The organism is Micromonospora sp. CP22, assembly GCF_009712475.1.
Lineage (GTDB): Bacteria > Actinomycetota > Actinomycetes > Mycobacteriales > Micromonosporaceae > Micromonospora.
The window spans coordinates 255,729-277,602 of the sequence record NZ_VCJO01000001.1 but is presented as its reverse complement, the minus strand read 5'-3'; the positions used below and the strand labels follow the sequence as shown (position 1 = coordinate 277,602).

Sequence of the window (21,874 nt, the reverse complement as noted above, 5' to 3'; positions counted from 1 at the left end):
GCATCTGTCGATGTCGCCCCGACCGCCCCGACCAGGCCACCGGGTCAGCGCACGGCCTTGCGGATGTACGCGACGCACTCCTTACGCAGGCTCGACCAGGACTCGCCGAAGATCTCCTCGGTGGTCTGCTCCGGTCGCCGCAGGTCGTACACCACCGCCTTGAAGAAGGCGAACGCCTGCTCCTCGCCGAACCGGTCGACCAGGTGCCGGAAGGCGAGGTAGGCGATCCCGTAGCTGCCGGTCACCTTCCGGTCGGGCGTGTCGTCGTCGGGAAGGAGTCCGTCCAGCTTGCCGTCCCAGTCGCCGGTCACCAGCCGGCGGGTGGGCGCCAGTCCGTCGTACCGGGAGACCGGCTGGCCGTCGGCACCCGCGTGCTCGGCCAACCCTTCGATCAGCCACCAAGCCGAGTCGTCCCAGTAGCTCTTGTCCGGCAGTGAGGCGGCATGGGCCAGTTCGTGACGGAGCAGTTCGTCCAACGCGGGGCCGTAGTAGTCGAGCGTCTCGGGTGCCAGTATCACCTCGTAGTGCCCGCCACCGGTGTTGATCGCGGCCCCGGCACCCCATTCCGGTTGGTCACCGCCGTACCACCGCTTCCACTCCTTCGGCCCGGCGTAGAAGACGCGGTACATGTCCGGAGGCGTACCGTCGACGACATAGGTGTCGGCCACCTTCGCCGCCGCCTCGGCCCGCTTCAACAACCCCGGCAACCGGTTGCGGTGATCCGGGGTACTGGCCACCATGACGCGCTTGCCGACCACCACGGCCAGCTTGCTGATCTCCCAGGGCAGGGCACCGGGCTGGCCGTTGAAGCGACCGTTCACGTACGGCGAGGACTTCGACTTCGACAGGGCGAGCAGTCGGGGTTGCGCACCGTCCCGCCAGCGGGTCTCCACCACCATCGGGCTCGGTTGGCAATTCGGCGCGACGAAGCAGTACTGGAACTCGATCTGCACCCGCCACTGTCCGGGGCGCCCCGCCGAGGTGGGCAGGCCACTCGGACGGCCCTGCCAGCGCGTCACCCGCAGGGCCCGGAGCGCGGCGAACCGCCGACGCAGGTCAGGGCGTACGGCTGGGGCCGCGATCGCGGCGAACCCGGACCGGTCGCCGTCGAGCAGCGCGGCGGCCTGCTTGTCGAGTTGCGCGGTGATCCGTTCGGCGACCTGCCGGGCGGCGATGGTGGTGGGGTTCTCCGTCGGCGAGGCGGCAACGGCCGGTTCACCGACCTTTGCATCGGACAGTCGACCGTTCAGCAGCGCCGCCGGTACGCCGACACCCAACGCCAGCACCACCGCCACCACGGCGGCCCACAATGGCCATCGGCGACGCGGCCGTCGCTCGGGGACCGGGTCGGCGTCGGGCATCACCGTTGTGGGTGGCAGCGCCGCCTCCTGCGCTGCCGGGCTGGTCACCGCTGGATGGTCGTCGCCCGCCGGGGCCCCCTCATTCACCGGCGAAGGGTAAAGCCTGCGGTAGCGCCGACGGAAGTGTGATCTACCGGCCGACTCGGGTCAGGCAGCGTCGGGCTCCGCCGAGGCGGGCCAGGAACGGAACGCCACGTCCAGGGCGGCGATCATCCGGTCGAAGGACCGGTTGACGTCGCGGGGTAGTCCGAAGTCTCCGGTCGCCTCCAGCGAGACGAAGCCGTGCACCGCCGCGCGGAACATCCGGACCCCGTCCACTGCGGCGTCGCCCTCGATGCCGTATCCCCGCAGGATGGCGTAGACGACGCCGACCGCGCGTTCCCCGGCGGCCAGGTGCGCCGGGTCGGCCGGATCCGGTACCCGCTGGGTGGCCGGATAGCGGCCGGGGTGCCGACGGGCGTACGAGCGGTAGGCGGCGGCGACGGCCCGTAGCGCGTCCTCGCCGCTGCGCCCGGCGGCAGCTGTGGTCATCTCGTCGGCGATCTCCGCGGTGGCCAGCGCGGACAACTGCTGCGCGAGCGCCTCGGCACCCTTGACGTGCTTGTAGAGGCTGGGCAGTGCCACGCCGAGCCGGTTCGCCAACGCGGCGAGGGTGAGCTGGCCGTACCCGACCTCGTCGACGAGCCGGGCCGCCTCACGTACCACGATCTGGGTGTTGAGCCCGGCCCTAGGCACGGTTGACCTCGGCCAGGAAGGCGACCAGCTCGTGCGCCATCGCCTCCGGGCGATCGGCGTGCGGGTAGTGACCCGCTTCGGTGATCATCCGCGCCTCGGCGACCGGGAAGAGTCGCCGGGCGGCCCGGGCCTCCGCGCCGGGGTCGGAGAAGTCGGGATCCCTGGTGCCCATCAGCACCAGTACCGGCTGGCGGACCTGCGCGGCGAGGCTGGTCCAGTGCGGCTCCACCGGGTGGATCACCCCGCGCAAGGGTGCCATCCGGCCGGGCCGGCGCAGCGCCGCCACCAACTGCCGGCGGTACTGCGCGTCGTCGGCCGGACGGTGCACGGGAAAGAGCGTGCGGCGGAACAACCCGAACAGCCGTGGACTGTGCAGCACCACGACCATGGCCAGCCGCATGAAGGGGTTGAGCTTCGGCTGGTTGACGAACGCGCCGACCAACACGATGCCGTTGACCGACTCCGGCGCCTCGGTGGCGGCGAAGACCACGGCCGCGCCGCTGGACGAGTTGCCCACCAGCACCGCCGGGCCGCCACCGAGGTCACGCACCACCGCGAGCAGGTCGCCGCCCACCTCCGCCGGGGTGTACGACGGCCAGCCGGTGGTCGAGTCGCCGTGCCCGCGTACGTCGACCGAGGCCACCCGGTAGCCCGCTGCCACCAGCAACGGAATCAGGTGCCGGTAGGAGCGGCGGTTCTCCCCCATGCCGTGCGAGAGCACCACCAGGGGCCCCTGCCCGTGCACCTCGTACGCGATCCGGCCGTCGGCACACGCCACAAAGCTAGTTGACATAGCCGCAAGGCTAATGTTGTTAGCTTTCCTGGTCAAGGCACGGCTCGCACCCGCCGACCGGCGGTACGGCTGCTGCCGGGTGTTACCGGCGGGAGGTGAGCGCGCGGGCGAAGAAGGCCACGTTGGCCGGACGCTCGGCGAGCCGACGCATCAGATAGCCGTACCAGTCGTCGCCGTAGGGCACGTAGGTGCGGACCGTGTAGCCCTCACCGACCAGGCGGGCCTGCTCCTCCGGCCGGATGCCGTAGAGCATCTGGAACTCGAAGCGGTCCGGGTCACGGTCGAACCAACGCGCCCGGTCCTCGCCGATGGCGATCAGGCGCGGATCGTGGGTGGCGAGCATCGGATAACCGTCGCCGGACATCAGGATGTTCAGGCACCGGACGTACGACTTGTCGACCTCCCGGGCCGACTGGTACGCCACCGACTCCGGCTCCCGGTACGCGCCCTTGCACAACCGCACCCGCGACCCGGCCGACGCCAGCTCGCGGCAGTCCGACTCGGTACGCCGCAGATAAGCCTGCAACACCGCACCGGTCGACGGGTGGTCCTTGCGGAGCTTGGCCAGGATGTCCAGGGTCGAGTCGGTCGTGGTGTGGTCCTCCATGTCCAGGGTGACCGTGGTGCCGGCCGCCTCGGCGGCGGCGCAGATCGCCCGGGCGTTGTCGTAGGCGAGTTGCTCGTCGAACGCCTGACCGAGCGCGGAGAGCTTCACGCTCACCTCGGCGGCGGGAGTCAACTCCGCCTCGGCCAGCATCCGCAGCAACGTGAGGTACTCGTCCCGGGTGGCGTTGGCCTGTTCGCCGGTGACGGTGTCCTCGCCGAGATTGTCGAGGGTGACCGCGAGACCGTCCTCGACGAGTTCGCGGGTCACGCGCAACGCGTCGTCGGTCGTGGTGCCGGCAACGAACCGGCGGACGACGTCCCGGGAGAACGGGGCCGTCGCGACGAGCCGCTCGACCCGGGATGACCGGGAGGCGGCGAGGATGACGGAACGGAGCATGAGCCGAGCGTAACTCCCACCCGACCACCAGGTACCTTCCCGTCCGCCCTCGGCCCGGGGCGGACGGGATGGCATCCATCGGTTACAACGATGTCGTGGAAAATCGCCCCCGCCGCCGGCTTCGGTCGGCCTCCGTGCAGCTTGGCGCGCTCACCGCCCTGGCGCTCGCCCTCTCCGGCTGCAATATGAACTCCGACGACGATGACGATGACGAATGCGCCCTCGGCCCCGCCGGTGGTGGCGCGACGGTCGCTCTGGCCATGCGGATTCCCGCCCCAGCCGCCGAAGTCGGCAGCCGAACCGCGCCCGAACCGGTGAGCGCCTCGGTGCCCGAACGCGGCGGTTTCGGTACCCATCTCGCCTACTGCGGCGGCTGAGCGTGCGGCGCGAGACGGTCACACCGCGCCCCGACTGGGACACCACGATCCGCGAACAGGGCCTGGTCTACGTGGACACGGAACTGCCCGACGGCGGGGTCATGTCGTACTGGGACGAGACCGCGGCGTACGTCTTCGACCTGGACGAGGTGCTGCGCCTGGAGGAGGCCACCGAGGAGCTGCACCGGATGTCGCTGGCCGCCGCCGAGCACGTGGTGCGGCGCAACCGGTACGCCGAGTTCGGCATCCCGCAATGGGCTACCGAGGCGGTCGCCCGGTCGTTGCGGGAGAAGCCACCCAGCCTCTACGGCCGCTTCGACCTCTGGTACGACGGCAGCTGGCCGCCGAAGCTGCTGGAGTATAACGCCGACACCCCCACCGCACTGGTCGAGGCGAGCATCACGCAGTGGTACTGGCTGGAGCACACCCGGCCGGAGCTGGACCAGTGGAACAGCCTGCACGAGCGGCTCGTCGGCACCTGGGCGAAGATCGGCGCGGGGCTGCACGACCGGCGGGTGCACGTGGTCTGGTCGAACGAGGAGGAGACCGGCGAGGACCACATGACCGCCGGCTACCTGGCCGAGACCGCCCGCCAGGCGGGGCTGGACGTCGAACTACTGCCGATCCAGCACCTCGGCTGGGACGGCCGGCGCTTCGTCGACGCCGACGACCGACCGGTCGTCACCTGCTTCAAGCTCTACCCGTGGGAGTGGATGCTCGCCGAACCGTACGGCCCGCTGGCGGTGCGGCCGGGCACCCCGACCACCTGGATCGAGCCGGCCTGGAAGCTGCTGCTGTCCAACAAGGCGTTGCTGGCCGTGCTGTGGGAGTTGTATCCGGGGCACGAGCTGCTGCTGCCGGCGTACCTGGACGGTCCGCGCGGAATGTCGGAATACGTCGCCAAGCCGCTGCTCGGCCGGGAGGGCGCGGCGGTACGCATCGTCACCCCCGGCGGTGAGATCAACAATCCCGGCGACTACGGCGAGGAGGGCTTCTGCTACCAGGAGTTCCGGGCGTTGCCGACATTCGGCGACAGTCATCTGGTGCTGGGCAGCTGGATCGTCGACGGTGAGTCGGCCGGTGCCGGGCTGCGGGAGAGCGCCAGTCTGATCACCGACGGCTACGCGCGGTTCCTCCCGCACTACATCGACGCGCCACGCCCGGGATGAGTCGTCTACGGTTGACACGTGGACTTCGACGCGTACGCCCGGACCGGGGTTGACCTCGTCAACGCGCGACTGAACGACCTCGACGACCTGCGTGGCCTCTTCTGCGACGACCAGGAGTGGATGCGCGACGAGGTCACGGAACGGGATCTACCGACCTTTCGGCGTGCACAGAAGCGGCTGCGGGACGTCTTCGCGTACGGCACCTCGGGGCGGGACGCCCTGGCGGTCAGCGAGCTGAACTCCCTGCTGGAGGCGTTCCCGGTGCAACCGCGCATCTCCGGACACGACTCCAGCGACTGGCACATGCACGTCACCAGCCGGGGTGCCTCGGTCAGTTCGGAATACCTCGCCGGTGCGGTCTGGGGGCTGTCGGTCTGGCTGTGCGAGTACGGCAGCGCCCGGTTCGGCGTCTGCGCCGACGACCGCTGCGGCAACGTCTACCTGGACACCTCGTCCAACTGCTGCCGGCGGTTCTGCTCGGAGCGCTGCGCCACCCGCTCGCACGTGGCCGCCCACCGGGCGCGTAAGCGGGCTGCGGTGCCCAGCCAACCGGACCCGCTGACACCGGTTTCCTGACCCGCCCCTGGAGGGTCGACGGTCAGAACGGGCGGGTCGACGGTCAGGCGTCGACCGGGGACGGCGTGCCGAGGTGCTGACGGGCGAAGGCCAGCGCCTCGCTCAGATCCGCCTCGCGGACCTGCCGACTCTTCGCGCCCCGGGTGGTCACCTCCACCGCCACCGAGCCGGTGAAGCCCCGCCCGGCCAGCGAGCGCAGCAACTCGGCGCAGGGCTGGTTGCCGCGCCCCGGCACCAGGTGCTCGTCGCGTCCCTCGCCGGTGCCGTCGCCGAGGTGCACGTGCGCCAGACCGTCGCCCATCCGGTCGGCCATCGCCAACGCGTCGCTGTGCGAGGCGGCACAGTGCGACAGGTCGAGCGTGTACGAGGTGTAACCGGCGTCGGTGGGATCCCAACCGGGCACGTACGGGACGAACTGGCGGCCGGCCATCCGTACCGGATACATGTTCTCCACGGCGAACCGCAGGCCACCGAACTCGCCGGCCACCCGGTCGAGCCCCTCGGCGAAGCGTCGGGCGTAGTCCCGCTGCCAGGTGAAGGGCGGGTGCACCACCACCGTCGGCGCTTGAAGCGTCTCGGCCAGCACCGCCGCCCGGCGGAGCCGCTCCCACGGGTCCGGGCTCCACACCCGCTGGGTGACCAGCAGGCAGGGGGCGTGCACGGAGAGGACCGGCACCCCGTAGTGGTCGGCGAGGCCCCGCAGCGCGCCCGCGTCCTGGCTGACCGCGTCGGTCCAGACCATCACCTCAAGGCCGTCGTAGCCGTGCGTGGCGGCGAGCTGGAACGCCGCCGCGGTCCGCTCAGGGAAGACCGAGGAACTGGACAGGAGCACCGGGACGCGGGAAGTCACACCACCGAGGGTAGCCGCCGTTCATTGAGGCATCATGACGAGAGTACGCAAACCGGACAGGAGGGACGACGGGGATCACACCGGAGCCAGTCGATCCATCCGGTTGAGGATCACGCCCTCCCGCAGCGCCCACGGGCAGATGTCCACCGATTCCACCCCGAGTCGACGCATCACCGACTCGGCGACCACCGCACCGGCCAGCAGTTGGTGGGCCCGCCCCGCGCTGACCCCCTCCAACTCGACCAGTTGCGCGGGCGGGATGTGCCGGATGAAGCCGAGCACCTGTCGCAGGCCGGACCGGGTGAGTCGGCGGCGGGCCCAGAGCCCGGCACCACTGGGGGCCGCACCGGCGAGCCGGGCCAGCGTACGGAACGTCTTGGAGGTCGCCACCGGGCGATCCCACCCCACCTCGATCATCCGCTCGACCACCGGATCGAGCTGCGCCTCGACGTATTGCCGCAGCTCCTCCACGATCTTCGACGCGGGCGGGACGCGGCTTTCCGGGTCGACGCCGAGCCGGTCCCGGGTCAGCCGACCGGCTCCGAGGGGAAGCGACACCGCAGCGTCCGGATTCTCGTCGATGCCCGCCGCGATCTCCAACGAGCCGCCGCCGATGTCCAGCACCAGCAGCCGCCCGGCGGACCATCCGAACCACCGCCGGACCGCGAGGAACGTCATCCGTGCCTCGTCGGCGCCGGAGAGCACCTCCAGCCGTACGCCGGTGGCGTCGCGCACCCGGGCCAGGACGTCGGCCGCGTTGGTGGCGTCACGCACCGCGGAGGTGGCGAAGGCGATCAACTCGTCCACCTTCAGTCCGGTGGCCGCCGTACGCGCCGCGTCCACCGCCTTGACCAGGGCGTCCGCGCCAGCCTCACGGAGTGCGCCGTCCGGGCCGATCTGCTCGGCGAGGCGCAGCACCGCCTTCTCCGAGTGCGCCGGCCACGGGTGCGCCCCGTGGTGCGCGTCGACCACCAGCAGGTGCACCGTGTTCGAACCGACGTCGAGGACACCCAGTCGCATGGGAGAACCATAGGCCCACCTGGTTCGCGTCACTCGACGACCGGGCTGCCCCACCACGCGTACGCTGGCCAGGTGACAGGGCAGATCGAACTGCGTGTGCTGGTGGACGACCCGGCCGATCCGCGCAGCCGGGAAGTGCCGCTGGACTTTCCCCGGGAGTGGGTCGAGTTCGTCGACCCGGCGGACGAGCGGCACCTGATCCGGGCCGATCTCACCTGGTTGCTGTCCCGGTGGACCTGCATCTTCGGCCGGGGATGTCACGGGATCATCGCCGGCCGGTCGGCCGACGGCTGCTGCTCGCACGGTGCCTTCTTCACCGACTCCGACGACGAGACGCGGGTCCGGGCCGCGGTGAAACGGTTGACGCCACAGACCTGGCAGCACTATCGACGCGGTTTCAAGAACTGGACCGAGAACGACACCGTCGACGGCAAGACCCCGGCACGGCGCACCGCCACCCAGGACGCGGACGGCCCCTGCGTCTTCCTCAACGACGCGGACTTCCCGGGCGGGGGCGGGTGCGCGTTGCACGCCCAGGCGTTGCGCGACGGGGCGCATCCGCTGGAGTACAAACCGGACGTGTGCTGGCAACTGCCGATCCGCCGCGATCAGGACTGGGTCAAGCGGCCGGACAACACCAAGGTGCTGGTGTCCACGCTGGCCGAGTTCGACCGGCGCGGCTGGGGGGCTGGCGGGCACGACCTCGACTGGTGGTGCACCTCCTCCACCGACGCGCACGTCGGCACCGAACCGATGTACCTGTCGTACGCCCCGGAGCTGACCGCGCTGATCGGCGAGGCCGGGTACGTGAAACTGGCCGAGCTGTGCGCGGCGCGGATCCGGCAGGGCCTCGTCGCCCCCCACCCGGCCGACCCGGTACCGGGTCAGGGCTCGAACTTGTAGCCGAGACCCCGCACCGTGACGATGTGCCGTGGGGTGGACGGCTCCGGCTCGATCTTGGAACGTAGCCGCTTGACGTGGACGTCGAGCGTCTTCGTGTCACCGACGTAGTCGGCGCCCCAGACACGGTCGATCAGCTGGCCCCGGGTGAGCACCCGACCGGCGTTGCGCAGCAGCAGTTCGAGCAGCTCGAACTCCTTGAGCGGCAGCTGCACCGCACCCCCGGCCACGGTCACCACGTGCCGCTCGACGTCCATCCGGACCGGCCCGGCGACGAGCGTCGCCTCGCTCGACTCCACCTCCGAGGTCTGCCGGCGCAGCACCGCGCGGATCCGGGCGACCAGCTCCCGGGGGGAGTACGGCTTCGTCACGTAGTCGTCGGCCCCGATCTCCAGGCCGACCACCTTGTCGATCTCGCTGTCCCGCGCGGTGACCATGATGATCGGCACCTGCGAGCGCTGCCGCAGCTGTCGGCATACCTCGGTGCCGGACATCTCCGGCAGCATCAGGTCGAGCAGCACGATGTCCGCGCCGGTCCGGTCGAACTCGGTGAGCGCCGCCGGCCCCGTGGCGGCCACCGAGACCTCGAACCCCTCCTTGCGAAGCATGTACGACAGGGCGTCGGAGAACGACTCCTCGTCCTCGACCACCAGTACGCGACTCAACGGCGTTTCCTTTCCATCGGTCGGACCGGACGGCGCCCCGACCCGATCCACGTGCGGTCAACCCTGCCCGGGTTCGGCCGTGGTTTCCGCCTCCGGCAGTGTGCCCAGCAGGTCGTCCGGCGGACGGGCGGGCAGCCGGAGGGTGAACGTCGACCCACCACCAAGAGTGCTCGCGACGTCCACCCGGCCACCATGGTTGCTCGCGATGTGCTTGACGATCGCCAGCCCCAGGCCGGTGCCGCCGGTCGCCCGGGAACGCGCCTGGTCGGCCCGGTAGAACCGTTCGAAGATGCGGTCGACGTCGGTGGGGGCGATGCCGATGCCCTGGTCGGTGACCGCGATCTCCACCTGTTCACCGGCGGACCGGGCGACGATGCGGACCGTGGTGTCCTCGCCGGAGTAGTTGAGGGCGTTCTCCACCAGGTTCGCCACCGCGGTGGCGAGTTGGCTGTCGCTGCCGTACAGGGTCAGCCCCCGCTCGGCTTCGACCGTCACCTCGATCCGGCGGGCAGCGGCGGCGGTCCGGGTGCGATCGATCACCTCGGACATCACCCAGTCCACCGCGACCGGTTCGGGCGCCGGCTGCGGTTCGGCGCCCTGGAGCCGGGTCAGCTCCAGCAGCTCCTGCACCAGCCGTCCCAACCGGGTCGACTCGTGCTGGATGCGCTCGGCGAAGCGGCGGGCCGCGCCGAGGTCCTCGGAGAGTTCCGGGCGACCTTCGCCGGCCGGGCCGGTGGCGTCCAGCAGCGCCTCGGCGAGCAGTTGCAACGCACCGATCGGGGTCTTGAGTTCGTGGCTGACGTTGGTGACGAAGTCCCGGCGGACCCGGGCCAACCGGTGCGACTCGGTCACGTCGACCGCCTCCACCGCGATGTAGCCGCCGCCCAGCCCCATCGCCCGCAGGTGCACGCCGAGCGGATTCTCCGCGGCGTTGTCGCCGCCTCGGGGCAGGTCCAGCTCGATCTCGCGCCGTACGCCGGTGCGGCGTACCTGCCCCGCCAGGGTACGGATCATCGGATGCGCGATGACCGATCCGGGTCGACCACCGGCCCGCAACAGCCCCATCGCCCGCGCCGCCGGATTGGTCAGCACGGGCACGTCGTCCGCGTCCAACACCACGACACCCGCACGCAGCGAGTCGATCGCGCGACGGCCGATGCCGCCCTGCACCTCGTCGATGACGGGCCTCCCCTTACCGACCCGGAAACCGGCCCGCGGACTCCGGGTGGACTCGGTGGCCCGGCGCGCCGCCGGGACCACGCGGGACAACCCCAGCCCGGCGATCACCCCGACCGCCAGGGCCGTGGCCACACCCACCGTCACTGCCCATGTCACCCGGCGATCGTAGGGTCATTCTCGACCCGGCGATCGCCCAGAACGGGACGAAGCACTCCGACGTCGAGCAGAGTTCACCTACCTGTCCGGCATCGTTCACCCGTACCGAGCCCCTGGTCGCACCTGGTCGACGGTGACTCTCGTCCGCCGGACACGCCGAGGGCCCCGACACTCGCCGGGGCCCTCGGTGTCGGGGTCAGCGACCCTGGTTGGCCACCGCCGCGGCGGCGGCCTTCGCCGCCTCCGGGTCGAGGTAGGTGCCGCCCAGCGTCTGGGGGCGCAGCAGCGGGTCCAGGTCGTAGCGCAGCGGGATGCCGGTGGGGATGTTGAGCTTGGCGATCGCCTCGTCGCTGATCTGGTCCAGGTGCTTGACCAGCGCCCGCAGCGAGTTGCCGTGCGCGGCCACCAGCACCGTACGACCGGCCAGGATGTCCGGCACGATCGAGTCGTACCAGTACGGCAGCATCCGCGCGACGACGTCCTTGAGGCACTCGGTACGCGGCATCAGTTCGGTCGGCAGCAGCGCGTACCGCGGATCGCCCACCTGCGACCACTCGTCGTCGTCGGCGATCGGTGGCGGCGGGGTGTCGTACGACCGGCGCCAGAGCATGAACTGCTCCTCGCCGTACTCCTCAAGGGTCTGCTTCTTGTTCTTGCCCTGCAACGCGCCGTAGTGACGCTCGTTGAGCCGCCACGACCGGCGTACCGCGATCCAGTGCCGGTCGGCGGCGTTGAGCGCCAGCTCGGCGGTCCGGATGGCACGGCGCATCACGCTGGTGTGCACCACGTCCGGCAGCAGGCCGTGATCGCGCAGCAGCTCGCCGCCGCGGCGCGCCTCGTCCTCCCCCTTCGCGGTCAGGTCGACGTCGACCCAGCCGGTGAAGAGGTTCTTGGCGTTCCAGTCACTCTCGCCGTGCCGCAGCAGGACCAGCGTCCCGACGGTGGGCCCCTCGCTAGCTGTCATGCCGATCATCCTGCCGCAAGCCGGAGCGGGCCGTGCGGGAAGGGTGGTGACGACCACCACGTGGAAATACGGGTGACCTTGATTCCGGCACGCCACTAGGTTGGTAAGGATCCAATAGATCATCAGTCATTACGGATGCGGGGGCGGGCGTGCACGCGATACGGGGTTGGTTCCGGGACACAACAGGTGGGCTACCGACAACCTTCTGGTACCTCTGGACCGGCACGCTGATCAACCGGCTCGGCTCGTTCGTCCTGGTCTTCCTCGCCATCTACCTGACCCAGGAGCGCGGCTTCTCCGCCGCACAGGCGGGCCTGGTGCTCGGCGCGTGGGGTGTCGGCGGCGCGGTCGGCACCACCGCGGGCGGCACCCTGTCCGACCGGTGGGGCCGCCGACCGACCCTGTTCACCGCCCATCTCGGTGCCGCCACCATGATGCTCGCCCTCGGCTTCGCCCGTGACCTGTGGACGGTGGCGGCGGGTGCGTTGCTGCTCGGCCTCTTCGCCGAGGCGGCCCGCCCCGCGTACGGCGCCATGATGATCGACGTGGTGCCGGAGCGGGACCGGCTGCGCGCCTTCTCGCTCAACTACTGGGCGGTCAATCTCGGCTTCGCCTGCGCCGCCGTCCTCGCCGGCTTCGCCGCCCAGGCCGGCTACCTGCTCCTCTTCGTGGTCAACGCGGCCACCACCCTGATCACCGCGCTGATCATCTTCGTGAAGGTGCGGGAGACCCGCACGGTCGTCGTCGGGATGCCTCGCGGCGGCGCTCCGTCCGGCGCCCTGCGGACCATCCTGAACGACCGGGTGTACCTCGGCTTCGTCGCGCTGAACCTGCTCGGGGCGCTGGTCTTCCTCCAACACATCTCGATGCTGCCGATCGCGATGGCCGACTCCGGCCTGAGCCCCGCCACCTACGGATCGGTGATCGCGCTCAACGGCGTGATGATCGTGGCCGGGCAACTCTTCGTACCCCGACTGATCAAGGGACGGAGCCGGTCGCACGTGCTCGCCCTGGCCGCGGTGGTGACCGGAGTCGGCTTCGGGTTGACCGCGTTCGCCGACGTCGCCTGGTTCTACGGGTTGACGGTGCTGATCTGGACCCTCGGCGAGATGCTCCACTCACCCTCCAACGCCACCCTCATCGCCGAACTCTCCCCGGCCGAGCTGCGCGGTCGCTATCAGGGGGTCTTCTCGCTCTCCTGGCAGCTGGCCGGGGCGGCGGCACCGATCCTCGGCGGACTGGTGCGCGAGCAGGCCGGCAACGCCACGCTCTGGTTCGGCTGCGCGGCGATCGGCCTGGTGATGGCGGTGGGTCACCTGCTCTCCGGGCCGGCTCGGGAACGGCGGGCCGTCGCCCTGCGTACCGTCGGCGCCGCTGCGGTGCTGACGACGCAGTCGACCGCACCGCAGCCCGCCGCACCCAAGGCGGCCGAGCCGGTGGCCACCTCCCAGGGGTGAGCCGAGCCCGGGCGTCGCCACCCCCGGCGGCCCTGCGCAGAAGGACCTGGGCTGACGAAACAGTCGACGCCCGGTACGGAAGCCGTACCGGGCGTTCGACGTCGTACGACCGGCGGCGGCGGGCGGCACTCACCCCCGTAAGCGACGCCCGCTCGCGCCGCCGGTCCAAACAGGTGGGCCACCGTCCCCCAACGGTGTCGGTCCACCCGTCCCCCGCGCCCACCCGGATGCACAGATCTGATCGATCCGCCGCTCCCCCGAACGGTTCCGAGCGTAACGCGGTGCAATAAAGCTAGTGCGGCCTGACCTCGCGATTCAACTTGAGCGGCTGTCTCGCCCGTCACAGCGACCCCGCCGGACGGTGCTCAGGCCCTCGGTCAAGGCCAACAGCGGGTACCCGAGGGCTATTCCCGCAAACCTCATCCGTCTTCCCGATCGGGTGACTCGGTCCGGAAGAAGTTGCTCTGCCGACCGTCGCGCATCTGCTCCTGGTAGATCAGGTTCAGCCGACGCAGGTCGAAGGTGTGAAACCACTCGTCCCAGGTGATCTCACGGATCCGGCTGCTCTCCCGGTAGCCCGGGATGTTGAACGTCAACACCCCGGCTCGGCCCGCCCGATCGGTGCCGCTGATCGTCGCCGGTTTGGCACCCCGTTGCCGGGCCCACCGCCGGATGACGTCGTGGTTGGTGGTGACCAGGCTGCGGCCGGGACGCTCCGGCCGGTCCTGGAGCGAGGTGATCAGCTGCGACGAGCGGACCGACCGGGACGTCGACCGTCCGGTGCGCACCGCGCCGCCACCGGCCGCCCGGCGGGTGGCGGCCGCCGTACCGCTCGTCGCCGCCTTGCGCGGAGCCGCCTTGCGCGCAGCTGCCTTCCGAGCGCTGGTGGCGCTCCTACCCGTCGTGCCGGTCGACGTGCGGGCGGCGGTCCTGCCCGCCGTGCCGGTCGACGTGCGGGCCGCGATGGTCCGCTTCGCCGGTGCCGCCTTGGCCCGGCCCGGCGCGGTCCGACTGGACGCCGGTTGTCTGGCACCCGATGCCTTCGTCGCCTTGGCCCGGCCCGCCGGGCCGCTGCTGCGACGCCCGGCACCGCTGGACCGCAACGTCTTCACCAGCGTCTTCACCAGTTCCGGCTTACGCAGCGTGGAGATGCCGGAAACCCCGTGCCGCCGCAGTTGTCCCCGGATGTCGTCCACCCGCATCCGGGAGATCTCCGCCTCGGAGATCCTTGGCGTGTTCGGCGTCTGGTTACCGCCCTGCCGTCTGGTCCTGGTCGCGGTCCCGCCGCGACCCGAGCTACTTCGCTGAGCCATGGACGCTCACGCTCCTCGAACTCGCCGTCTCGGCGCGGCGGGTCCCAACGCCGCACCGCGCGCTGCGGCTTACCCGTCAGGAGCGGTCCGAACCTCCGGCGGCCGGCGGAGCCGACCGGGCCGCCGCCGAGGGCTCGAACAGGTGCGCGAACGCCGCCAGGTTGGCGGTCGACTCACCCCGCTTCACCCGCCACTCCCACTCGCGGCGGATCGAGCTGCCGAACCCGATCTCCAGCATCGTGTCGAAGGACTCGTCGGCGTAGGTCAGCACCGCGCCGAGCAGCCGGTCCAGCTCGTCGGCGTCGACACCGTCGGGGTTGACCCGGCCGGTGAGGTAGACGTCGCCGACGGCGTCGATGGAGAACGACACGGCGTACATCTTGGCGTTGCGCTGCAACAGCCAGGCCCACAGTTCCTCGCGCCGCTCGTCCGGCTGACGCATCACGAACGCCTCGATCCGCAGCGCGTGCTCGCCGACGATCAGATTGCAGATCGTCTTGAGCTTGTGCGTGCCGGGCAGGGTCACCGCGTACGACCCCGGACCGGTGGGCTCGCAGGCTAGTTCCCGCTCCGCGCAGACGGACTCGATCAGTGCACCGAGGTCGCTCATCCGACCAACTCTACGGCGACCGTCACCGCGCCGCCCGGCTGCCGGTAGGTCGTCGCCGCCCTGCTGGCCGGGCCGACAGCCGGGCCCACGGCGGTCAGCAGCAGGAGCCGGTGAGCGCGGCGGCGAGCCCGGCCCGGTGGTCGGCCATCGCCTCGCCGTAGACGGCGAGCAGGCCGGCGGCGGTGCGATGCCAGGAGAAGTTCCGGGCGTGCTGGGCGGCACCGACCGACAACTCGGCCCGACGGGCTCGGTCGGGGAGCAGGCGGGCCAACGTACCCGCCCAGTCGACCGGGTCGTGTCCGCGCACCAGCACCCCGCTGACCTGGTCGCGCACTGCGGTGACCAGGCCGCCGACGGCAGCGGCCACCACCGGCGTACCGCAGGCCTGCGCCTCCAGGGCGACCAGGCCGAAGGATTCGTTGTACGACGGCACCGCGACCAGGTCGGCCGCCTGGTACAGCAGGGGCAGTTCCGCTCCGGTGCGCGGCGGCATGAAGTGCACCCGGTCGGCGACGCCGAGCGAGGCGGCCAACTCGATCAGCGCGGTGGGCCGGTCCAGCCCGCTGCCACTGGGACCGCCACAGATCACCACTGCCACGTCACGAGCCAACTCGGCGTCCCGCGCCCGCAGGGCCGCGATCGCCCGGATGAGCACGTCGGGTGCCTTCAACGGCTGGATCCGCCCGACGAAGGCGACCAGGTGGCCATCGGGCGGCAGGCCCAACCGGATCCGGGCGGCCCTGGTGGCGGCGTCCCGGTCGCCGGCGACGGGACGGAACCGGTCCAGGTCCACGCCGGGTTCGACCACCGTGACCCGGGCGGGCTCGGCGTCGTACCGGTCGATCAGGTCGCGCGCCTCGACCCGGGTGTTCGCGACCAGCCGGTCCGCCTCCGCGACCACCTGTTCCTCACCGATCACCCGGGCCTTGGGCTCCGGCCGGTCACCGGCGGCCAACTGCGCGTTCTTCACCTTGGCCAGGGTGTGCGCGGTGTGCACCAGCGGCACTCCCCAGCGCTCCTTGGCCAGCCAACCGACCTGCCCGGAGAGCCAGTAGTGGGAGTGGACGAGGTCGTAATGGCCGGGCGGGCGGGCCGCCTCGGCGCGCAGCACGCCGGCGGTGAACGCGCAGAGCTGACCGGGTAGTTCCTCCTTGGTCAGCCCCTCCAGCGGACCGGCCATCACGTGCCGGACGTGCACCCCCGGGGCCACCTCCACCACCGGGGGCAGGTCACCCGAGGTGGCCCGGGTGAAGATCTCGACCTCGACGTTCGCCTCGGCCAACCGGCGGGAGACCTCCAGGATGTAGACGTTCATGCCGCCCGCGTCCCCGGTCCCCGGTTGGTGCAACGGCGAGGTGTGTACCGACAGGGTCGCGATCCGCCGGGGACGCGGCCACGGCAGGGCACCTCGCTGACGACCGACACCGGTGTGCTCTTCCGCCACGTCCGCTCCCTTTGCCACGGTTGATGCCGTCCCCGCACGACCGGCGCTCCTGCCTCAACGCTTCACGCCGGATGTCATCTTCCCGATCGGCGACGGGAAATACGTCGGGCAGGCCCTCGGGCGTGACCGACCTCATGACGACCGCGCCGCCCACCGCCGACCGGCGGGGGGCGAGAATGGCCAGATGAGTCGTGTCGCGATCGTCACCGGAGCGTCCAGCGGGATCGGCGCCGCCACTGCCCGGCGGCTCGCCGGCGAGGGTTTCCACGTGCTCGCCGCCGCCCGGCGTACCGACCGGTTGGTCGACCTGGTCGCCGAGATCACCGCGGCGGGTGGCACCGCCACCGCGGTCGGCTGCGACGTCACCTCCGACGAGTCGGTGGCCGATCTGGCTCGGGCCGCGCGGCAGACCGGCGGGCCGGTGACCCTCCTGGTGAACAACGCGGGCGGGGCGCGCGGGCTGGATCCGGTGGAGTCCGGCGCGATCGGTGACTGGCAGTGGATGTACGACGTCAACGTGCTCGGCACGCTGCGGGTCACCCAGGCGCTGCTGCCGCTGCTGGAGGAGTCCGGGGCGGGCACGATCGTCGTCGTCTCGTCGACCGCCGGATTCACCGTCTACGAGGGTGGCGGTGGCTACACCGCGGCGAAGCACGCGCAGACCGCGGTCGCCGGCACGCTACGGCTGGAGTTGTGCGGCCGTCCCGTGCGGGTGATCGAGATCGACCCGGGCATGGTGAAGACCGACGAGTTCTCGCTGACCCGGTTCGGCGGGGACACCGAGCGGGCAGCGGCGGTCTACGCCGGTGTCGACGAGCCGCTGCTCGCCGAGGACGTCGCCGACTGCATCGCCTGGTGCGCCACCCGCCCGCAACACGTCAACGTGGACCGGCTCGTCGTCCGGCCGCTGGCCCAGGCCGCCCAGCACAAGGTGCACCGGACCAGCTGAGCCGGGAACCATGATGGCGTCGCGGGCGTCCCGGCCGCTCGGTGCGGTGACCCGGGGAACCACTCACCCCAACCGGCTCCGCCGGGTGGACAACTGGATCGTGGAGCACTGCGCCGAGCCGCTGCGCGCCGCAGCCGACCCGCTGGTGGTGGACCTCGGCTACGGCGCGACCCCGGTGACCACTGTGGAGTTGCGCGCCCGGCTCGCCGCCCGGGTCCGTGCCGACGTGCGGGTGGTCGGGCTGGAGATCGATCCGGTACGCGTCGCCGACGCACAGGCCGCCGCCGACCCACCCGGGCTCACCTTCGCCCGGGGTGGCTTCGAGCTGGCCGGTCTGCGTCCCGCCCTGGTCCGCGCGTTCAACGTGCTGCGCCAGTACGACGAGCGCGAGGTGGCCGGCGCGTGGCGCACGCTGTGCGCCGGGTTGGCACCCGGCGGGCTGCTGGTGGAGGGGACCTGCGACGAGTTGGGTCGCCTCGGCGGGTGGGTGCTGCTCGACGCCGACGGGCCCCGCTCGCTGACCCTGGCCGCCCGGCTGACGACCCTGGAGAGCCCCGCCGAGCTGGCCGAGCGGTTGCCGAAGGCGTTGATCCACCGCAACGTACCGGGTGAGCGGATCCACGACCTGATCCGAACCCTGGACGACGCCTGGCACGCCGCCGCCGGATACGTCCCCTTCGGTCCCCGCCAGCGCTGGTTGCACACCGTGTCAGCCGTCCGCGCCCAGGGCTGGCCGATCCTGGACGGGCCCCGCCAATGGCGCCACGGCCACCTCACCCTCCCCTGGCCCACCGTGGCCCCCACCCCCACCCCACCGTGTTGATCAAGAAGTTTTGGTCGGGTTCGGGGCCGCGATCAGACGAAAACTTCTTGATCAACACGTCACAGGGCGCAGTTGACGTCACAGGGTGCAGTTGATGAGGACGGGTTCGGGGTGGAGGGTGACGCCGAACCGGTGGTGGACGCCGTCGCGGATCTCGCGGGCCAGGGTGAGCAGGGCCTGGGTGCTCGCACTCGCGGTGGGGTTGGTGAGGGCGAGGGTGTGCTTGCTGGAGATGGCGGTGCCCTCGGGACCGGCGTACCCCTTGCCGAAGCCGGCCTTGTCGATCAGCCAGGCGGCACTGACCTTGACCGTGTCGCCGGCACTGGGCCAGGACGGCGGTTCACCAAGGTCGGCGGCGCGCTGCCGCACCTGTTCGTAGGTCGCGGCGTCGAGGACCGGGTTGGTGAAGAACGAGCCGACGGAACGGGTGTCCGGGTCGTCGGCGTCGAGCACCATGCCCTTGCCCGCGCGCAGCCCGAGCACGGTGGACCGGGCCTGCGCCAACGGCACCCGGTCACCGACCTCGACGCCGAGCGCCCGGGCCAGTTCCGCGTAACGCACCGGGCCGGACAGCGGCGAGCGGGCCAGCCGGAAGTCCACCGAGAGCACCACCCAGCGCTCGCTGTACTTGAAGATGCTGGATCGGTAGGCGAAGCCGCAGGCGTCGGTCTCGACCTGCCCGACGGTCCCGGCGATTCGGTCGTACACCTGCACGGCCACGATCGTCTCGGCGACCTCCTGCCCGTACGCCCCGACGTTCTGGATCGGGGTGGCCCCGGTCGAGCCGGGGATGCCGGACAGGCACTCCAGCCCCGCCCAGCCGTTTCGCACCGTCGCGGCGACCAGGTCGTCCCACGGCTCACCGGCCTCGACGCGTACCGTCACGGTGCGCTCGTCCTCCGTCAGCACCCGCAACCCCCGGGAGCGGACGAGGATCACCGTGCCGGGGAAGCCGGCGTCACCGATCACCACGTTGCTGCCCCCGGCGAGCAACAGGATCTCGGAGCCCGCCTCGCGTACCCGGCCGACGATCTCGTCGGCGGTGGTGGCGGTGACGACCCTGCCGGCCGGCCCGCCCAGGCACAATGTCGTGTATTGCGCCAGATCGCCCGTGCTGGCGGGTTGGGCGGCGGCTGTCGGCTGGGCGTAGACGTCAGACACGCCTCTCACCCTAGGCTGATAGGTAGCCGTGGCACCCACTGGTGGCCCGGTCACCCCCGGGAGGATGGCGATGAGCAGATTGCACGGCAGCAAGGACTTCTGGATCGGGGCACTCCGGGCGGAGGGCCCGGCGTTCGCCGCCGCGGTGGCCGAGGCGCCACCCGAGACGCCCGTGTTGTCCTGCCCAGGCTGGACCGTCACCGACCTGACCCGCCACCTCGCCGGGATCTATCGGTGGGTGCACGGCCTGGTCGCCTCGGGTGACGCCACGGCACCGCAACAGAGCCGCTCGCAGCCGGTCGAGCCGGTCGACGGCGTCACCGCCGTGCAGCAGTGGCAGCAGGCGTACGACGAGCTGATGACGCTCTTCGACTCCCTCGACCCGGAGGCCCCGGCGTGGAACTGGGCTCCACAGCCGAAGAAGGCGGGTTTCTGGCCGCGCCGGATGGCTCACGAGACGGCGGTGCACCGCTGGGACGCCCAACTCGCGATCGCCTCGGGTGAGCCGATCGAGGCCAAGCTCGCGGCCGACGGGGTGAGCGAGGTGCTGGACACCTGGTTGCCGGCGGGTCGGCGCAGGTCGGGCGGCCCGTGGCAGGGGGTCGTCCGGCTGACCGCCACCGACGCCGCCCAGGAGTGGTACCTGCGGCTGCGCGGCGAGGGTGTCGCGCTACTCGACACCGGCACCATCCTCGACCACGACGACCATCACGCCCGGGTACAGGTCAGTGGCACGGCCAGCGATCTGTTGCTGGCGCTCTGGGGGCGGGTCAGCTTCGACACGCTGACCGTCGCCGGTGATCGCGCCCTGCTCGACGGGGTCCGCACCGGCTGATCCTCGCGCGGCCCACGGCGGCCCTCGGTACCCGAGGGCCGCCGTGGCCATTCTGTGACCCCTCCTGAGAGAGCGCTCTCTTGACAGCGTAGGGCCCACGCCGCAGGCTACGTGAGAGCGCTCTCAGACAGCTTCTCCACCACCAATCGACCTGAGAGGGGTCATCAGACAATGGGCACATTCCCGCGTCACCGCCTCGCGGCGGTCGCTCTGGCCGCCACCGGCGTCCTACTCGTCGCCAGCGGCTGCGGCGGCAGCGACGAGGCCGGGGACGGCAAGATAACGCTCACCGTCGACGTCTTCGGGCAGTTCGGCTACGAGCAGCTCTACCAGCAGTACATGGACGCCAACCCGAACATCAAGATCGTCGAGCGGGGCACCGGCGGCAACCTCGACGAGTACTCGCCGAAGCTGACCCAGTGGCTCGCCGCGGGCAAGGGCGCCGGCGATGTGGTGGCCATCGAAGAGGGCCTGATGGTCGAGTACAAGGCCAACCCGGACAACTTCGTCAACCTGCTCGACCACGGCGCCGCCGACCTCAAGGGGAACTTCCTGGAGTGGAAGTGGAACCAGGGGCTCACCGCCGACGGCCAGAAGCTGATCGGGCTCGGCACCGACGTCGGCGGCATGGCCATGTGCTACCGCACGGACCTCTTCGAGAAGGCGGGCCTGCCCACCGACCGCGAGCAGGTCTCGGCACTCTGGCCGACCTGGGAGGACTACATCGCCACCGGCGAGAAGTTCAAGAGCGCCAACACCGGCGCCTCGTTCCTGGACGCGGCCACCAACACCTTCAACACGATCGTGCTCCAGACGGCCGGCAACGCGCAGGGCTACCACTACTACGACACCAGCGACAACCTGGTGGTGGACAGCAACCCGGCGGTGAAGCAGGCCTGGGACACCACCATGAACATCATCAACGCCGGGCTGTCGGGCAAGTACGGCTCCTGGTCGGAGGAGTGGGTCTCGGCGTTCAAGCAGGCCAAGTTCGCCACCATCGCCTGCCCCGCCTGGATGACCGGTGTGATCGAGGGCAACGCCGGGCCGGAGGCCAGCGGGAAGTGGGACATCGCCCGGGTGCCGGGCAACGGCGGCAACTGGGGCGGCTCGCACCTGGCCGTGCCGCAGCAGAGCAAGCACCAGGACGAGGCGGTCAAGCTGGTCAAGTTCCTGACCAGCGCCGAGGGCCACATCGGTGCCTTCAAGGCCAAGGGTCCGCTGCCGTCCTCGCCGCAGGCGCTGGACGACCCCGCCATCACCGAGGCCACCAACGCGTACTTCTCCGACGCACCGGTCGGCAAGATCTTCGGTGAGGGCGCGAAGACGCTGAAGCCGGTCTACATGGGCCCGAAGAACCAGGCCGTCCGTACCGAGGTGGAGAACGCGGTCCGCACCGTCGAGCTGGGCCAGCGCAACCCCGACCAGGCCTGGCAGGACGCCATCAACAACGCCAAGAAGGCCGCCGCCAAGTAACCGGCTGGACGGCCCCACCCCGCCGCCGGTCCAGGGTCCCGCCGCGTCCACCCGACGC

Annotated in this window: 23 protein-coding genes; 10 read left to right on the top strand and 13 right to left on the bottom strand. The window is 71.1% G+C overall.

The window, feature by feature from the left end; genetic code table 11:
* Positions 1-44: 44 nt before the first annotated feature.
* From FF096_RS01270 to FF096_RS01255, 4 genes are all read right to left on the bottom strand, one after another.
* Complete coding sequence (locus tag FF096_RS01270) at positions 45-1,448, bottom strand: hypothetical protein (RefSeq protein WP_155214489.1); 1,404 nt, start codon at positions 1,446-1,448, stop codon at positions 45-47.
* Positions 1,449-1,508: 60 nt separating this feature from the next.
* Complete coding sequence (locus FF096_RS01265) at positions 1,509-2,096, bottom strand: WHG domain-containing protein (RefSeq protein WP_309222449.1); 588 nt, start codon at positions 2,094-2,096, stop codon at positions 1,509-1,511.
* Positions 2,089-2,889, bottom strand: a complete 801-nt coding sequence (locus FF096_RS01260) for an alpha/beta fold hydrolase (RefSeq protein ID WP_155214488.1) — start codon at positions 2,887-2,889, stop codon at positions 2,089-2,091. Before FF096_RS01260 ends, FF096_RS01265 begins: the two co-directional genes overlap by 8 nt.
* 82 nt (positions 2,890-2,971) lie before the next feature.
* Entirely contained in the window at positions 2,972-3,892 is a 921-nt protein-coding gene (locus tag FF096_RS01255) for a proline dehydrogenase family protein (RefSeq protein ID WP_155214487.1), read from the bottom strand.
* A gap of 68 nt (positions 3,893-3,960) precedes the next feature.
* On the opposite strand from FF096_RS01255, the gene FF096_RS26475 reads away from it, so the two are divergent.
* Genes FF096_RS26475 through FF096_RS01240 form a run of 3 tightly spaced genes read left to right on the top strand, consistent with a single transcriptional unit; the run spans position 3,961 to position 6,014 of the window.
* Positions 3,961-4,269, top strand: a complete 309-nt coding sequence (locus tag FF096_RS26475; protein ID WP_230462216.1) for a hypothetical protein — start codon at positions 3,961-3,963, stop codon at positions 4,267-4,269.
* A gap of 2 nt (positions 4,270-4,271) precedes the next feature.
* Positions 4,272-5,438 carry a glutathionylspermidine synthase family protein gene (locus tag FF096_RS01245; protein WP_309222448.1) on the top strand — a complete coding sequence of 389 codons (1,167 nt, stop codon included), beginning with the start codon at positions 4,272-4,274 and terminating at the stop codon, positions 5,436-5,438.
* An 18-nt stretch (positions 5,439-5,456) separates the two neighbouring features.
* Positions 5,457-6,014, top strand: coding sequence for a CGNR zinc finger domain-containing protein (locus FF096_RS01240; RefSeq protein ID WP_309222447.1), 558 nt, complete (start codon positions 5,457-5,459; stop codon positions 6,012-6,014).
* 43 nt (positions 6,015-6,057) lie between these two features.
* On the opposite strand, the gene FF096_RS01235 is transcribed toward FF096_RS01240, so the two are convergent.
* Together FF096_RS01235 and FF096_RS01230 are read right to left on the bottom strand one after the other, a co-directional pair.
* Positions 6,058-6,864, bottom strand: a complete 807-nt coding sequence (locus FF096_RS01235) for a sugar phosphate isomerase/epimerase (protein ID WP_309222446.1) — start codon at positions 6,862-6,864, stop codon at positions 6,058-6,060.
* A 75-nt stretch (positions 6,865-6,939) separates the two neighbouring features.
* Positions 6,940-7,884, bottom strand: a complete 945-nt coding sequence (locus FF096_RS01230) for a Ppx/GppA phosphatase family protein (RefSeq protein WP_155214486.1) — start codon at positions 7,882-7,884, stop codon at positions 6,940-6,942.
* A gap of 72 nt (positions 7,885-7,956) precedes the next feature.
* Here FF096_RS01230 and FF096_RS01225 point away from each other — a divergent pair, with 72 nt between their 5' ends.
* Positions 7,957-8,787 (top strand): hypothetical protein, encoded by an 831-nt coding sequence (locus FF096_RS01225; RefSeq protein WP_309222445.1) that lies wholly within the window; start codon positions 7,957-7,959, stop codon positions 8,785-8,787.
* Here FF096_RS01225 and FF096_RS01220 read toward each other — a convergent pair.
* From FF096_RS01220 to FF096_RS01210, 3 genes are all read right to left on the bottom strand, one after another.
* Positions 8,769-9,449, bottom strand: coding sequence for a response regulator transcription factor (locus FF096_RS01220; protein ID WP_155214485.1), 681 nt, complete (start codon positions 9,447-9,449; stop codon positions 8,769-8,771). The genes FF096_RS01225 and FF096_RS01220 overlap by 19 nt on opposite strands.
* Before the next feature lie 57 nt (positions 9,450-9,506).
* Complete coding sequence (locus tag FF096_RS01215) at positions 9,507-10,784, bottom strand: ATP-binding protein (RefSeq protein WP_309222444.1); 1,278 nt, start codon at positions 10,782-10,784, stop codon at positions 9,507-9,509.
* Positions 10,785-10,980: 196 nt separating this feature from the next.
* Positions 10,981-11,748 carry a phosphoglyceromutase gene (locus tag FF096_RS01210; protein WP_155214484.1) on the bottom strand — a complete coding sequence of 256 codons (768 nt, stop codon included), beginning with the start codon at positions 11,746-11,748 and terminating at the stop codon, positions 10,981-10,983.
* A 149-nt stretch (positions 11,749-11,897) separates the two neighbouring features.
* Here FF096_RS01210 and FF096_RS01205 point away from each other — a divergent pair, with 149 nt between their 5' ends.
* Positions 11,898-13,205, top strand: a complete 1,308-nt coding sequence (locus FF096_RS01205; RefSeq protein ID WP_309222443.1) for an MFS transporter — start codon at positions 11,898-11,900, stop codon at positions 13,203-13,205.
* Between the two features lie 419 nt (positions 13,206-13,624).
* On the opposite strand, the gene FF096_RS01200 is transcribed toward FF096_RS01205, so the two are convergent.
* Positions 13,625-14,308, bottom strand: coding sequence for a hypothetical protein (locus FF096_RS01200; RefSeq protein ID WP_375335271.1), 684 nt, complete (start codon positions 14,306-14,308; stop codon positions 13,625-13,627).
* Between FF096_RS01200 and FF096_RS27425 the strand changes: the two genes are divergently transcribed.
* Positions 14,193-14,513 (top strand): hypothetical protein, encoded by a 321-nt coding sequence (locus tag FF096_RS27425; protein ID WP_375335270.1) that lies wholly within the window; start codon positions 14,193-14,195, stop codon positions 14,511-14,513. The two genes, FF096_RS01200 and FF096_RS27425, sit on opposite strands and share 116 nt — an antisense overlap.
* Before the next feature lie 81 nt (positions 14,514-14,594).
* Here the strand turns inward: FF096_RS27425 and FF096_RS01195 are convergent, their stop codons facing one another.
* Positions 14,595-15,128 carry a YbjN domain-containing protein gene (locus FF096_RS01195; RefSeq protein WP_155214482.1) on the bottom strand — a complete coding sequence of 178 codons (534 nt, stop codon included), beginning with the start codon at positions 15,126-15,128 and terminating at the stop codon, positions 14,595-14,597.
* Between the two features lie 94 nt (positions 15,129-15,222).
* Positions 15,223-16,572 carry a D-inositol-3-phosphate glycosyltransferase gene (gene mshA / locus FF096_RS01190; RefSeq protein WP_309222442.1) on the bottom strand — a complete coding sequence of 450 codons (1,350 nt, stop codon included), beginning with the start codon at positions 16,570-16,572 and terminating at the stop codon, positions 15,223-15,225.
* A gap of 184 nt (positions 16,573-16,756) precedes the next feature.
* Between mshA and FF096_RS01185 the strand changes: the two genes are divergently transcribed.
* Both FF096_RS01185 and FF096_RS01180 read left to right on the top strand, forming a co-directional pair.
* A complete protein-coding gene (locus FF096_RS01185; RefSeq protein WP_155214481.1) occupies positions 16,757-17,521 on the top strand; it encodes an SDR family oxidoreductase in 765 nt (254 codons plus the stop codon).
* 10 nt (positions 17,522-17,531) lie between these two features.
* The gene (locus FF096_RS01180) at positions 17,532-18,344 is read left to right on the top strand and encodes a class I SAM-dependent methyltransferase (protein WP_155214480.1); all 813 of its coding nucleotides are present in this window, start codon (positions 17,532-17,534) and stop codon (positions 18,342-18,344) included.
* Positions 18,345-18,422: 78 nt separating this feature from the next.
* Here FF096_RS01180 and FF096_RS01175 read toward each other — a convergent pair whose 3' ends face one another.
* Positions 18,423-19,505, bottom strand: a complete 1,083-nt coding sequence (locus FF096_RS01175; protein ID WP_309222441.1) for a UDP-N-acetylmuramate dehydrogenase — start codon at positions 19,503-19,505, stop codon at positions 18,423-18,425.
* A gap of 70 nt (positions 19,506-19,575) precedes the next feature.
* Here FF096_RS01175 and FF096_RS01170 point away from each other — a divergent pair, with 70 nt between their 5' ends.
* Together FF096_RS01170 and FF096_RS01165 are read left to right on the top strand one after the other, a co-directional pair.
* Complete coding sequence (locus FF096_RS01170; protein ID WP_155214479.1) at positions 19,576-20,340, top strand: maleylpyruvate isomerase family mycothiol-dependent enzyme; 765 nt, start codon at positions 19,576-19,578, stop codon at positions 20,338-20,340.
* Positions 20,341-20,511: 171 nt separating this feature from the next.
* Positions 20,512-21,816 (top strand): ABC transporter substrate-binding protein, encoded by a 1,305-nt coding sequence (locus FF096_RS01165; RefSeq protein WP_155214478.1) that lies wholly within the window; start codon positions 20,512-20,514, stop codon positions 21,814-21,816.
* The last annotated feature ends 58 nt before the right edge of the window (positions 21,817-21,874 follow it).

Coding starts and splice junctions, on each gene's coding strand:
- FF096_RS01260 (WP_155214488.1), bottom strand. CDS start 2,889: ATGTCAACTAGCTTTGTGGCGTGTGCCGACGGCCGGATCGCGTACGAG.
- FF096_RS01255 (WP_155214487.1), bottom strand. CDS start 3,892: ATGCTCCGTTCCGTCATCCTCGCCGCCTCCCGGTCATCCCGGGTCGAG.
- FF096_RS26475 (WP_230462216.1), top strand. CDS start 3,961: ATGGCATCCATCGGTTACAACGATGTCGTGGAAAATCGCCCCCGCCGC.
- FF096_RS01230 (WP_155214486.1), bottom strand. CDS start 7,884: ATGCGACTGGGTGTCCTCGACGTCGGTTCGAACACGGTGCACCTGCTG.
- FF096_RS01210 (WP_155214484.1), bottom strand. CDS start 11,748: ATGACAGCTAGCGAGGGGCCCACCGTCGGGACGCTGGTCCTGCTGCGG.
- FF096_RS01195 (WP_155214482.1), bottom strand. CDS start 15,128: ATGAGCGACCTCGGTGCACTGATCGAGTCCGTCTGCGCGGAGCGGGAA.
- FF096_RS01185 (WP_155214481.1), top strand. CDS start 16,757: ATGAGTCGTGTCGCGATCGTCACCGGAGCGTCCAGCGGGATCGGCGCC.
- FF096_RS01180 (WP_155214480.1), top strand. CDS start 17,532: ATGATGGCGTCGCGGGCGTCCCGGCCGCTCGGTGCGGTGACCCGGGGA.
- FF096_RS01170 (WP_155214479.1), top strand. CDS start 19,576: ATGAGCAGATTGCACGGCAGCAAGGACTTCTGGATCGGGGCACTCCGG.
- FF096_RS01165 (WP_155214478.1), top strand. CDS start 20,512: ATGGGCACATTCCCGCGTCACCGCCTCGCGGCGGTCGCTCTGGCCGCC.